9 protein-coding genes are annotated in these 12,507 nt (G+C 72.4%); 6 read left to right on the forward strand and 3 right to left on the reverse strand.

Annotated features, from left to right (window positions below):
- Positions 1-129 precede the first annotated feature (129 nt).
- The 5 genes from ACH4E8_RS18025 to ACH4E8_RS18045 all read left to right on the forward strand — a co-directional run bounded on the left by ACH4E8_RS18025 (position 130) and on the right by ACH4E8_RS18045 (position 5,375).
- Positions 130-795 (forward strand): hydrolase, encoded by a 666-nt coding sequence (locus ACH4E8_RS18025; protein ID WP_398449179.1) that lies wholly within the window; start codon positions 130-132, stop codon positions 793-795.
- A gap of 202 nt (positions 796-997) precedes the next feature.
- The gene (locus ACH4E8_RS18030) at positions 998-1,462 is read left to right on the forward strand and encodes a MarR family winged helix-turn-helix transcriptional regulator (protein WP_398449181.1); all 465 of its coding nucleotides are present in this window, start codon (positions 998-1,000) and stop codon (positions 1,460-1,462) included.
- A gap of 287 nt (positions 1,463-1,749) precedes the next feature.
- On the forward strand, positions 1,750-2,121 hold the full coding sequence (locus ACH4E8_RS18035) for a hypothetical protein (RefSeq protein ID WP_398449183.1): 372 nt from the start codon (positions 1,750-1,752) through the stop codon (positions 2,119-2,121).
- A gap of 200 nt (positions 2,122-2,321) precedes the next feature.
- Positions 2,322-2,756 carry a hypothetical protein gene (locus ACH4E8_RS18040; RefSeq protein WP_398449185.1) on the forward strand — a complete coding sequence of 145 codons (435 nt, stop codon included), beginning with the start codon at positions 2,322-2,324 and terminating at the stop codon, positions 2,754-2,756.
- Between the two features lie 12 nt (positions 2,757-2,768).
- Entirely contained in the window at positions 2,769-5,375 is a 2,607-nt protein-coding gene (locus tag ACH4E8_RS18045) for a tetratricopeptide repeat protein (RefSeq protein WP_398449187.1), read from the forward strand.
- Between the two features lie 23 nt (positions 5,376-5,398).
- Here ACH4E8_RS18045 and ACH4E8_RS18050 read toward each other — a convergent pair whose 3' ends face one another.
- From ACH4E8_RS18050 to ACH4E8_RS18060, 3 genes are all read right to left on the reverse strand, one after another.
- Positions 5,399-6,427, reverse strand: a complete 1,029-nt coding sequence (locus ACH4E8_RS18050; protein WP_398449237.1) for a DNA polymerase thumb domain-containing protein — start codon at positions 6,425-6,427, stop codon at positions 5,399-5,401.
- A gap of 9 nt (positions 6,428-6,436) precedes the next feature.
- Positions 6,437-10,180, reverse strand: a complete 3,744-nt coding sequence (locus tag ACH4E8_RS18055; protein WP_398449189.1) for a DNA polymerase III subunit alpha — start codon at positions 10,178-10,180, stop codon at positions 6,437-6,439.
- A 1,011-nt stretch (positions 10,181-11,191) separates the two neighbouring features.
- Positions 11,192-12,292: a LysR family transcriptional regulator gene (locus ACH4E8_RS18060; protein WP_398449191.1), complete on the reverse strand. Its 1,101-nt coding sequence runs from the start codon at positions 12,290-12,292 to the stop codon at positions 11,192-11,194.
- 108 nt (positions 12,293-12,400) lie between these two features.
- On the opposite strand from ACH4E8_RS18060, the gene ACH4E8_RS18065 reads away from it, so the two are divergent.
- On the forward strand, positions 12,401-12,507 hold a 107-nt coding region (locus ACH4E8_RS18065), incomplete at its 3' end, for a PHP domain-containing protein (protein WP_398449239.1).

Here is a 12,507-nt window from a genome sequence, read left to right on the forward strand (position 1 = left end):
GCCGCGCCTCGCGCGCACGACTCCGCGCCCCGAACAGCCGCCAGTGGACACTTGGTTGACGTGTCATGTAGAAAGATGACGCGTCAACCAAATGGTGGACGCGTGTCCGCGCTCCCGAAGGAGATCTCCATGAGCACGTCGTCGAAGGCCGGCCTCGAAGCGCTGCTGACCCCCGAGGAGAGCATCCTGGTGCTGATAGATCACCAGCCGTACCAGTTCGCCAACCTGCACAGCCACGAGCCGATGATGGTCATCAACAACGTCGTGGGCTTGGCCAAGGCCGCCAAGGGCTACGGCGTCCCGACGATCCTGACCACGGTCGTGGAAGACCGCGGGGGCCTGCTGATCCAGCCGTTGCAGGACGTCTTCCCGGACCAGAAGCCGATCGACCGGACCTTCATCAACACCTGGCAGGACCAGCGCGTGGTGGACGCCGTGAAGGCCACCGGGCGCAAGAAGCTGATCCTCGCCGGCCTGTGGACGGAGATCTGCTTGGCCATGCCCGCCATCCAGGCGGCGGGTGAGGGCTTCGACGTCTACGCCGTCACCGACGCCTCCGGGGGAGTGTCGGCCGAGGCCCACGACATGGCGGTGCGGCGCATGGTCCAGGCCGGCGTCGTGCCGATCACCTGGCTGGCCGTGCTGAGCGAGTGGCAGCGCGACTGGGCCCGGACGGACCGCATCGCGCCGGAGGACCAGATGGCGGTCCTGGGGCACGCGGGCGCCACCGGGGTCGCGACGGTCTGGGAGCACCAGCTCCTGAACACCCCGGTCGCCGAGACGGCCGGGGCGTGACGGTGGGGGCGTGACGGCGGGGGCGTGACGGCGGGGGTGCGGGGCGGCGCCGGAGCGCCGCCCCCAGCCGTTACGCGGCCACCCGCCGAGGTTCAGCCAGCCGCGGGGGCGTGAAGGCGCCGCCCGGGCCGCGGCGCAACGGCGGCACTGCACGGTCCAGCCGGTCTGATGACGCGTTGACCAGGTCATTAGACTCGACGCCGTGACGGACCGGGTGGACTGGCTGACGGCTGAGGAACAGCATGCGTGGCGGAGTTTCGTCCGGTTGCACGAGCGGCTGATCGGTCGCCTGTCACATCTCCTTCAGACGGAATCCCATCTGACGGCGGCGGACTACGCGGTCCTGGTCAACCTGACGGACGTGCCGGAGGGCCGTCAGCGGTACCAGGACCTCGCCCGCGCCCTGGAGTGGGAGAAGAGCCGGATGTCCCACCACCTCGCGCGGATGGTCCGGCGGGGGCTGGTCGTCCGGGAGGACTGCCCGGAGGACGGGCGGGGCGCCTTCGCGGTGATCACCGAAGCGGGACGCGAGGCCATCGCGGCGGCGGCCCCGCTGCACGTACAAGCCGTCCGGTCCCTCTTCCTGGACCACCTCACCGCGGACGAGCTCCGAACCCTGGCCGAGATCTCCACCCGCGTGGTGGAGAAGCTGGACGACGACGCCTGAGCATTTCGGTGCCGTGCGTATCCGATCCGGGATGACATACGCGAATCGTCAAGAACCGTACGCGCATGGTCAAGGCGGGATGCCGGCGAGCCGGCATATTACGGAAGCGCGAAGTACGAAGTGCGAACCACGTCCACTCGTCAGAGCGGGCCGTCAGAGCGAATCGTCAGAGCGAGTCGTCAGAGCGAGGAAGTCCTCGCGGACCTTCGCCGTTCCGTTTCCCTCGCGACCGGAGCCTCGGCCGCGTTCGACGGAATCGGGATTTCGGCCACCACAGGGGGAAAACCATGAAGTTGAAGAACGTAGTCCGGTCGACCGCAGGTCTGGCCGTCGCGTTGGGCACGGTGCTGGCGCTGGGTACGTCCCCGGCCTACGCGGCGGACAAGACCATAGTCCTCAGCGGTCGCGGCAGCGCACACTTCAAGGACGACGGTGACAGGTTCACCGTGTGCGACACCAACGCGGACGGCCACGGCGTTCAGATGTCCCTTTACCGCGCCTCCGACCACCGGATCATGTGGACGATCAACGACGGAGGTGACGCGGGCTGCGACGGGAAGACGTACGACATCAAGGGTTCCACGAAGTACTACATGGACCTCTGTTGGAGCGTGCCCGGTGCCGCGTGCATCAAGTCCTCCGAATTCAGCGAGAGCTGATCGACGCGTAACTCTCCAAACTGCCCGATGACGGAGTCCCACCAGTTTCGGCTGGTGGGACTCCGCCATGCGCACCGGGCTCGGCCGGCCTGGGACGCCGGGCTGGGCGGAGCCCGTGCGGGGTTGGTTGTTCGGCTGCCCGGGTGGGGGTCCCGTCTTACGCTGGGCTTCTTGTCCGGTGATTTATGGGGGTGTTGATCGTGTTGGTCGAGGGTCTGATCGCGGCGGCGGCGGCTGGTGGCGGGGCGATCGTGCAGGCGGCGGGGACGGACGCGTGGGCCGGGATCCGCAGCGGATTCGCGCGGCTCCTCGGCCGCGGGGATTCCGGGCGGGAGCAGGCGGAGCTTGAGCGGCTTGACCAGACCCGCGCCGAGCTGGAGTCGGCCGGTGACGGCGCCACGTCTGAGCGGGTGCAGACCGTGCTGGTCACCCGCTGGCAGACCCGGCTGGAGATGCTCCTTGAGCAGCTTCCGGACGAGGAGCGGCAGCAGGTGGCCGCGGAGTTGCAGGCCCTGGTCCAGCAGGCGCAGGCCCAGGCTCCGGTGCAGAACACGCACAACGACTTCAGCAACGCGACGTTCACCGACAGCCAGGTGCTCGGCAGCGGCACGCAGAACAACACGATCAACCGGTAACGGGCAGTCGCGATGGCGAGCAGCAAGTCCGGCAAGCGCAAGAGCGGCGGGAAGAAGAAGGGCAGGCGTCCCGGGCAGGGGCAGGGGCAGTGGTCGGGGCCGGGGCAACGGACCGGCAGCAGTTTCGCCGGTGCGTCCTTCGAGCACAGCCAGGTGCTCGGCGACGGGACGCAGAACAACACGAGCATCAACGTGCAGGCGTACGCGGCGGTGCCGACCGCACTGAACACCCTGCCGGGGCTGCCGCAGGAATTCACCGGCCGCGACGACGAACTCGCCAAGGTCCTCGCCCTGTTCGACCCCGAGGCGGCGGCTTCCGGTGCGGCGATGGGGTCGGTCGCGGCGGTCGGGTCGGTCGCGGGGCTGCCGGGCGTGGGCAAGACCACGCTCGCCCACGCCGTGGGACACGCCGCGCTCGACAAGGGCTGGTTCACGGGCGTGCGGACGGTGAACCTGCGCGGCTACGACCCGACCCCCGTCCCGCCCGAAGACGCACTGGAGGCCCTGCTACGGGCCCTCGGCGTCCCGGCCGACCACATCCCGCCCACGCTGGACGAACGCGAAGGGCTCTACCGGGCCCAACTCGACGCGCTGGGACGGGCGGGAGAACGGATCCTGATCGTCGCGGACAACGCCTCGACCTCGCACCAGGTGCGCTCGCTGCTCCCGGCCCGCCACCACGGTGTACTGGTGACCTCCCGGCACACCCTGCCCGGCCTCGGCGCCCGCCTCTTCAGCCTCCACCCCCTTCAACCGGACGCCGCCGTCGACCTCCTGGGCCAACGGCTGGCGGTCGCGGACCCCGACGACCGACGCGTCCAGGACGAGCCCGCAGCCGCGGAGGAACTCACCGCGCTCTGCGGCTACCTGCCCCTGGCCCTCCAAATCGCCGCCGCACTCCTCGCCGACGACCCCGACCAGCCCCTCTCCGAACGGGTGCGGATGCTCACCGACGCGGGCAGCCGCCTCAGCGGCCTCGACGACGGCGAACGGAACCTGCGCGCCGTCTTCGACGAATGCCTCACCCGCCTCACCCACCAACAGGCCGACCTCTATCGGCTCCTGGGCCTCCACGCCGGCCCCGACATCTCCACCCCGGCCGTCGCGGCCCTCGCCGACCAACCCGCCAACACGGTCACCCTCCTCCTGCGCCAACTCGTCCAGGCACGCCTACTCATCCAGAACAGTCGGGCCCGCGACCGCTGGTCCATGCACGACCTCCTTCGCGTCCACGCCCAGGAGCATGCCCGCACGATCATGCACGGCGGCCGTGTCTCCCGCCGCCGCTACGAACAGGCCCGTGCCCGCCTCACCGGCCATTACGTCCGACACGCCCAAGCGGCCGACACCCACCTACGTCCCCCGGGCCACGCCGTGTCGAGTCTGTTTGCTGGACGGGAGCAGGCACTGGCGTGGTTCGACGCCGAACGCGAGAACCTCCTCGCCACCACCCACACCCACGCCCGCACCCACACCGCTCGTGGCCTCGGGTTCGCCCTCGGCCACTACTTGGACTGGCGACGGCACCTCCAAGACCAGGTCACCGTCCGTGCCCACGCCCTCGCGGCCTGCCAGGCACTTGGCGACACGACCAATGAAGCCGGTGCCTGGAACAACCTCGGCACCGCGCTCGGCGAGCTGGAGCGGCATGTCGAAGCGCTCGACGCCTACCAAACCGCCCTCCAGCTCCACCAGGAGAGTGACGACGTCCATGGCCAAGCCATCGCATGGAACGGCCGTGGCACCGCGCTCGGGGGGCTGGAGCGGCATGCCGAGGCGCTCGACGCCTACCAAACCGCCCTCCAGCTCTACCAGGAGAACGGCGACGTCCACGGCCAAGCCAACGCCTGGAACAACCTCGGCACCGCGCTCGGGGGGCTGGAGCGGTACACCGAAGCGCTCGACGCCTACCAAACCGCCCTCGACCTGTTCCAGCAGGATGGCGACGTCCACGGCCAAGCCAACGCCTGGAACAACCTCGGCATCGCGCTCAGGGAGCTGGAGCGGTACACCGAAGCACACGACGCCCGCCAAACCGCCCTCGATCTGTTCCAGGAGAGCGGCGACGTCCACGGCCAAGCCAACGCCTGGAACAACCTCGGCATCGCGCTCAGGGAGCTGGAGCGGCATGCCGAAGCACACGACGCCCACCAAACCGCCCTCGATCTGTTCCAGGAGAGCGGCGACGTCCACGGCCAAGCCAACGCCTGGAACGGCCACGGCAACGCGCTCACCGGCCTGAAGCGGTACACCGAAGCACACGACGCCCACCAAACCGCCCTCGACCTGTTCCAGCAGGATGGCGACGTCCACGGCCAAGCCGTCGCCTGGAACAACATCGGCACCGCCTGCCGGGGGCTGGAGCGCTACACAGAGGCGATCGCAGCAGGCGAGAAGGCAGTCGCAATGCTGGCCCAAGAAGAGGACTGGGCACTCACCGGCGAAGCTTGGGCCGAGCTCGCCACCACCCTGGACGCGTCCGGTGCCGAACCGTCCCGCGTCCGGGACGCGTGGGAGCAGTCCGCCGCCGCTTACACCCGAGCCGGTGAGGACGAAGCCGCAGCCGCGTCCCGCGCCAACGCCGAGGGCCCAGACACCGCGCAGGAGGCGGGGTCGTAGAGCCGGACGGGCTTCGAACGGGCTCAGTCGGGGCCGTCCTTCGGCGTCGGCGTCGTGCCGAGCGCCGCGAGGGACACCGCGTCCGGGCCGAAGCGGGCCCGGGCCCGGTCCGCCGCTGCCTCCAGGCGGTGGGCGCGGTCGTCGGTCGGGTCGAGGGTGAGTTGGTGGACGGCGTGGTCTGCGGGGGCGATGGCCTCCGCGCGTAGCGTGATGCCGCGGACGCGGGCGCGTTGGAGGGCGAGGGACGCGTACATGCGGGTCGCTTCCGTCGCCAACGTACGTGAGTGGGCGGTGGGTTCGGGGAGGGTGCGGGTGCGGGCCGTCGTCGTGCGGTCGGCGTAGGAGACGGTCAGCACGAGTACGCCCGCGACCTGGCGTTCGCGCCGCAGCCGCCAGCCGATCTCCTCCGCGCAGCCCAGCAGGGCCCGGTGGTGTTGCTCGGGGTCGAGTTCGTCCCGGCCGAACTCCCGTACTGCGCCCACCGACCGCGGCGGCGCCGTCGCAGACACCCGCCCCGCATCCACACCCCGCGCGGCGTCCGCGAGTGCGCGCGCCGCCGGGGCGCCGAGGATGCGGCCGAGCGTCACGGTAGGGACGCGCTGGACGTCGCCGACGGTGTGCAGGCCGTACGGGGCGAGGGTGCGCACGGTCGCGGGGCCGACGCCGGGCAGTACCCCGACCGGCAGCGGTGCCAGGTACGCGGCCACTTCCGCCGGGTCCGTCGGGGTGCAGCGGATCGCGCCCGGCGGGCCGGACTGCGCGGCGATCCGGGCCAGCAGCGGGTTGGGGCCCACCCCCACGGTGCAGTCGATCCCGTAGACCGCGGCCACCCGCAACCGCACCAACGCCGCCAAGTCCCGCGCGTCGCGCCCGAAGTAGCGGCGCGCGCCCGCGACGTCCGCGAACGCCGCATCGGGCGGCAGCGCCTGGACGATCGGGGTGATGCCGCCGAGCAGACCGACCAGCCGGCGGTACACCGCCTCCGTGCCGGGGTACTCGAAGCGGTCTTCGTGGTTCTGGAAGTCCCGTACGGCGAAGTGGACGTAGAGGATCACGGCGACCTACCCCGCACTTCCGCGGCTCGCGTGGTGCAGCGTTCGGCCGCCCACGAGCGGTACGCCGGGCGGGCGCAGGTCCGCCCAGGGGTGCATGACGTAACCGGTGGGCTCGGTGAGGGTCCGTCCCTCATGGCCCGCACGCCCCTCGGAGCCCCCGGCCTCCTCACCCGTCTCGTGTCCCGTGCGGCCCTCCGCGCCCCGCGCGTACGGCCTGGCCAACCGGTCCGCCACCGCGCCCGCCCCGCCGTCGCGGTACAGGTCGATCAACTCGCCCAGGTCCCACGCCGCGACGCCGGTGATGCTCAGGCTGTGCGGCTTGCCCCGCGGGCGGGCGACCGTGCCGCGCACCAGCAGCAGCGCGCTGTGGAAGACCGTCGAGGCGCACCGGTCGTGGCTGTCTTCGAAGAAGGCCAGGTCGGACAGGCCGGTGGGGTCGTCGAGGGTGGCGAAGATGACCCGGCGCCCGCCCCGGATCGGCGGGGTCTGCGTCGCCGCCTTCACCCCGGCGACCAGCACCGTCGTCCCGTGCGGCAGCTCCCCGATCCGGGCGGCCGGGGTCACGCCGATGTCCGCGAGCAACGGGCGGTGGTCGTCGAGGAGGTGCCGGGTGACGTCCATGTCGAGGACGTCGAGCTCCGCGGCGAGTTGGTCCCAGTCGTCCATCGCGGGCAGCCCGCCGTCGTCGCGCACGACCCTGGAGCCGTCCCGTACGACCCCGTCGGCCTCCCGTACGGCCCCGACCCTGGACCTGGTCCCGACCCTGGACCTGGTCCCGGCCCTGGTCCCGGTCCCGCTTTCGTCCCGTACGGCTCCGGCAACGGCTCCCGTCTCGACCACCTCGCTCGTCCCACTCGCCTCGCTCGCCCCACTCACCTCACTCGCCTCGCCCAGCGGGAGTTGCCCCGCACCCACCGAATCCCTCCCGTGCCGGTGCAGCTCGGAGATCTCCAACAGCACCTCGCGCCGCCCCGCCCCGCCGACGATCCCGTCCAACGCGCCCACTCGCGCCAGCCGTTCGGCCACCGGCCGGCTCGGGCGGGCGCGCTGCCAGAAGTCCGTCAGGGAGACGTACGGGCGCCCCGCCTCGATCCGTCCGGTCTCCGCCTCGCTGATGCCGCGGACGTGCGCGAACCCCAACCGAACGCCCCACTTCTCCACCCCGCCCTCAGACGCCAGTTCGATCACGGACTCCCCGCGGGACGCGTTCACGTCCGGCAGCAGCACCGGCACCCCGCGCCGCCGCGCGTCCGCGACGAAGACCCGCTTGTGGTACATCCCGGGGTCGTGGGTGAGCAGCCCCGCGTAGAAGGCCGCCGCCCGGTGGGTCTTGAGCCAGGCCGACTGGTACGTGGGACGGGCGAACGCCGCGCCGTGGCCCTTGCAGAAGCCGTACGCGCCGAACCCCTCCAGCACGGTCCACACTTCCCGCACCACCTGCGTCGAGTAGCCGCGGCGCCGCGCGCGGTCCGCGAACCAGGCGCGCAGCCGGCCCTGCCGGTCCCGGTCGGAGAGCGCGCGCCGGGCCTCGTCCGCCTGGCCCAGGTCGCAGCCGGTCATCTTCTCCATGATCCGGATGACCTGCTCGTGGAAGACGACCTGGCCGCCCGTTTCGGCGAGGATCCCCCGCAGGTCGTCGTGCGGATAGCGAACGGGGGCGCGGCCGTCGCGCACCGCGATCAGCGGGTCGATCATGTTCGCGGCCACCGGCCCCGGCCGGAAGAGGCTGATGTCCAGGGTGATGTCGTCGATCGTCCGGGGCCGCAGCCGCCGCACCAGGTCGCGCTGGCCCGGCGACTCGATCTGGAAGCAGCCCATGGTCTGCGACGAGCCGATGAGTTCGTACGTCGCCGGGTCGTCCAGCGGCACCTGCGCGGGGTCGTCGACGTCGAGCCGTTCGCCGGTGACGCGTTCGACCTCGGCGACCGCGTGCGCCAGCGTCGACTGCATCCGCACGCCGATCAGGTCCGCCTTGATGTGCCCGGTGTCCTCCACGTCCTCCTTGTCGAACTGCGCCATCGCGATGCCGTCGAGGGTGGTGGGGACGACGGGGGTGCGGTCCAGCAGCCCGCCGTCCGAGATCAGCAGGCCGCAGGGGTGCATCGCGGTGCCGTGCGGCAGCCCGTCCAGCGCCTCCACCAGCGTCCACAGCCGGCCGTGTTCCTCGCCCGCGACCTCGCGCAGCTCCGGCAGCTCCCGCAGGGAGGCCCGTACGTCCTTCGCGCGGATCTGCGGGAACGCCTTCGCCAGCCGGCGCGCCTCGTCGGGGTCGATGCCGCGGGCGCGGGCGACGGCCTCGATCGCGCCGCGCGCGCGGTAGGTCTCGTAGACGGCGAGGGTCGCGACCCGATCGCTGCCGAAACGTTTCAGCACGGCTTGGTAGACCTCCACGCGCCGGGCGCTCTCCACGTCCAGGTCGATGTCGGGCATGGCGGTGCGGTACGCGGAGAGGAAGCGCTCCATGACGAGCCCGTGCTCGACGGGGTCGACCGGGCTCATCCCCAGCAGGTGCACCACCAGCGAGCCGACGCCGGAGCCGCGCGCCGCGATCCGTACGCCCATGTCCTGCACCAGCCGGACGATCTCCGCCATGGTGAGGAAGTAGCCGGCGAGGCCGAGTCCCGCGATGATCCGCAACTCCTTCTCCAGCCGGTCCCAGCGCTCGCCGTCCCGGTGGTGGCCGCGGTGCATCATGGCGCCGGCGCAGCGGGCCGCGAGCTCCCGGTCGGCGGACTCCCGGGTGGCGCCGATCAGGTGCGGCTCGGGCAGGTGGAGCCGGCCGAGGCCGAAGGCTTCGCCGGGGTCGACGACGCAGGCGGCCGCGGTCTCCTCCGTCGCGGCGAGCAGCGCGCGGGCGCGGCGGGCCACCGGGTTCGCGCCCGCGGCGTCGGCGATGCGCTCGGCGATCCGCTCCATGCTGCCGGCGTCCTTGAGCCAGCGCTCGCCGCCGTCGAGCGAGGCGCCGTCGCGCACGTCGACGGGGACCAGCAGCCGCGCCGAGTCGAGGATGTCGGCGACCTCGCCCTGGCCGGGGTCGGCGTACCGGACGGCGTTGGTGAGCACGGCGGTGACGCCCTGCTCGTCGGCGAGGGCGAGCATCCGGGCGGCGAGCCGCAGCGAGCCGGGGCCGGCGCCGGGGCGGTCGTGGCAGGACACCTCCAGGCGCAGCGCGGCGCCGAACCGCTCGCGCCAGGGCTCCAGCAGGCGTACGGCGCGGTCGGGGCGGCCTTGCGCGAGGGCGCGCCCGACCTCGGAGTCCGCACCGAGCAGCACGAACAGCCCGCCGTCGGCGGCGCCTGTGCCTGCGCTTGTGCTTGCGGCTGCGTCCGCGGCCCGGTCGAGGTCGTCCCAGCCGATCCCGCCGTCCGCGGACGCGGAGACGAGCCGGCACAGCGCGGCCCAGCCCGGTGCGGTGCGGGCCAGGAAGACGGCGCGCTGGGCGGGCTCGGTGACGAAGACGCCGCCCTTGGCGGGTGTACGGGAGTGCGCGGCGTGTGCGGCTTCGGCCGGGGTGCCGCCGGCACCGGGGCGCGGTACGGCGGGCACCCCGAGGTCGCAGCCGAACAGCGGCCGGACCCCGACCGCGGCGCACGCCTTGGCATGCCGGACCGCGCCCGCGAGGCTGTCCCGATCGGTCAGCGCGAACGCGTCTAGACCTCGTTCGGCGGCGCGCAGCGCGAGATCACGGACGTGGCTGGCGCCGTACCGCAGGGAGAACCCGGAGGCGGCGCGCAGATGCGTAAACGACATGCGCACCTCCTCTCACCTGCCACAACGCCCCCTCCGGCCGACGGCCCACACAACTTCCCGAACCTCACGATAGACCACTATCGAAGAAATGTTCGAAATCGAGGGGAGGGTCACCGAGTAGGGAGACGTACCCGACATTTCGAACATATAGCACTGGCCCGTGCGGAGTGAGCGGGTGGCCCTTACACGGTTACCCGCGCAGTTCTTCCCCTGCGCGCGGGGGCGATGGCCTCTGCGGCTTGGTGGTGGGCTGGTCGCGGGGTTCCGCCCTGCCCCTGCCTCGCGCCCCTGGCCAACTCGCCGTAGCCCCGCGGGAGCGTTGGCCTCTGCGGCTTGGTGGTGGGCTGGTCGCGCAGTTCCGCCCCCTGTGCCCTTGAAACCCACTCGCCGTAGCCCTGCGGGCTGCGTTGACGTCTGCGGCCCGGTGGGTGGCTGGTCGCGCAGTTCCGCCCCCTACGCCCAGGGGGCGTGGTGGTACCCCCAGCGCCCCTGTTTCGCTGCCCCGATATTTCCGCTGCGGGCCCAGGCAGGGGGGTTTAGGGGCGCGAGGAACTGCGCGAGTAACCCTCCACCGGCCGGTAGAGGCCATTGCTCCCGCAGGGTTACGGCGGGTGTGTCAGGGGCGCGAGGAACTGCGCGACCAGCCACCCGCCGGCCCGCACAGACCAACGCTCCCCGCAGGGTTACGGCGGGTGTGTCTGTGGCGCTGGGGGTCCCCCCACGCCCTCTGGGCGTAGGGGGCGGAACTGCGCGAGTAACCCTCCACCGGCCCGCACAGACCAACGCACCCCGCAGGGTTACGGCGGGGATGTCAGGGGCGCGAGGAACTGCGCGAGCAACCCTCCACCAAGCCGCAGAGGCCATCGTCCCCGCGGCGGGTGGGCCAGACGCGCGGGCCCAGGCCCAGGCCCCCTGGGCGCAGGGGGCGGAACTGCGCGACCGGCCCGCCACCCGGCCGCAGCCGCAACACCGCAACACCGCAGCCCGCCGCACGGCGAACCCGCGGCCAGTTCAGGGGCGCCGAGGCCGCCCCAGCGCCTGCGGGACGTCCGCCGCCGTCGGCAGCCACGGCCCCCGCCCCACTCCCACCCCCGCCGCCAGCTCCCGCACCTGCGCCCGCCCGGCCTCGCGTGCGTACCGGATCAGCCGGGGCAGCTCCGGGTGCGGGTTCCCGGTGTGCCACACCAGGGACCAGGGGTAGACGGGGGCGGGCGGGGCCAGCGGGATGCGGTGCAGCCGCTGGTGGTTGCGCCACACCACCCGCGTACGGTCCCCGACGAAGGTCAGCCGCGCGCCGGCCCCGTCGCTCCCACCGAACCCGTCGCTCCCGTCGCTCCCACCGAACCCTTCACCCCCACCGGACCCGCCGAATCCGTCATCCCCACCGGACCCGTCCACCCCGTCAAGCAGCGCGTCGACGCCGAAGTCCGGCCCCGACGTGTCCACGGCGAGCGCGAAGTCCCGCGCCAGCTCGCGGTAGAACGCGCCCCACTCGCGGCTCTCGGGCAGCCCCGGCATCCACACGACGTACGGGGCGAGGTCCGCCAGCGCGAGGGGGCGCGTGCCGGCCAGCGGGTGCCGCTCCCCGACCACCACCTCCAGCTCCTCCAGGCACACCAGCGCGCTCGCCAGCCGCCCGTCCCACTCCGCCGCCGGCCTGCGCAGATACGCGAAGGCCGCGTCCACCTCGCCGTCCAACAGGGCCCGTACGGCCGACTCCGCGCCGTCCAGCGTCACGACCTCCAGCGGGACGTCCGGGTGCGCGCGGTGGAAGTCGCGCAGCACCTCCGTCGAAGCGAGCAGGTTCCGCAGCACGTCGACCCGGAGCGGGCGGCCCTGGTGCCGTACGGACTCGACGGCCCGGCGCACGGCGGCGAGCACGGCGCGGGCGTGCGGCAGGAAGGCGCGTCCGTCGGCGGTCAGCTCGGCGCCGGTGGGGACGCGGGCGAACAGTGCGACGCCGAGGACCGCCTCCAGCGCCGCGACGCGCTTCGACGCCGCCTGCTGGCTGATGCCGAGCCGGGCGGCGGCGTGCCGGAACTGTCCTTCCTCCGCCACCGCGACGAAGGTCCGCACGGCTTCCAGGTTCATCCCCTCGCCCCTCAGCTCCATCCCTCGCCCCTCAGTTCCATCCCCCGAAGCTACCGCGACAACCGGCGGTTGTCGGAAGGGCCGTCCGGTTGTTTGATCGCCCGCGCCGCCCCCGATTTGAATGGGCGAATGCCCCCGACGAAGCCGCCCTTCACGCATCTGCACGTGCACACGCAGTATTCGCTGCTGGACGGTGCGGCGCGGTTGAAGGACATGTTCGCCGCGTGCAACGAGAT

Source organism: Streptomyces sp. NPDC017979 (assembly GCF_044328175.1).
GTDB lineage: Bacteria > Actinomycetota > Actinomycetes > Streptomycetales > Streptomycetaceae > Streptomyces.

Bases quoted from the DNA above. Each gene is read 5' to 3' on its own strand.
- ACH4E8_RS18035 (WP_398449183.1), top strand. From the start codon at position 1,750: ATGAAGTTGAAGAACGTAGTCCGGTCGACCGCAGGTCTGGCCGTCGCG.
- ACH4E8_RS18060 (WP_398449191.1), bottom strand. From the start codon at position 12,292: ATGGAGCTGAGGGGCGAGGGGATGAACCTGGAAGCCGTGCGGACCTTC.
- ACH4E8_RS18025 (WP_398449179.1), top strand. From the start codon at position 130: ATGAGCACGTCGTCGAAGGCCGGCCTCGAAGCGCTGCTGACCCCCGAG.
- ACH4E8_RS18045 (WP_398449187.1), top strand. From the start codon at position 2,769: ATGGCGAGCAGCAAGTCCGGCAAGCGCAAGAGCGGCGGGAAGAAGAAG.
- ACH4E8_RS18055 (WP_398449189.1), bottom strand. From the start codon at position 10,180: ATGTCGTTTACGCATCTGCGCGCCGCCTCCGGGTTCTCCCTGCGGTAC.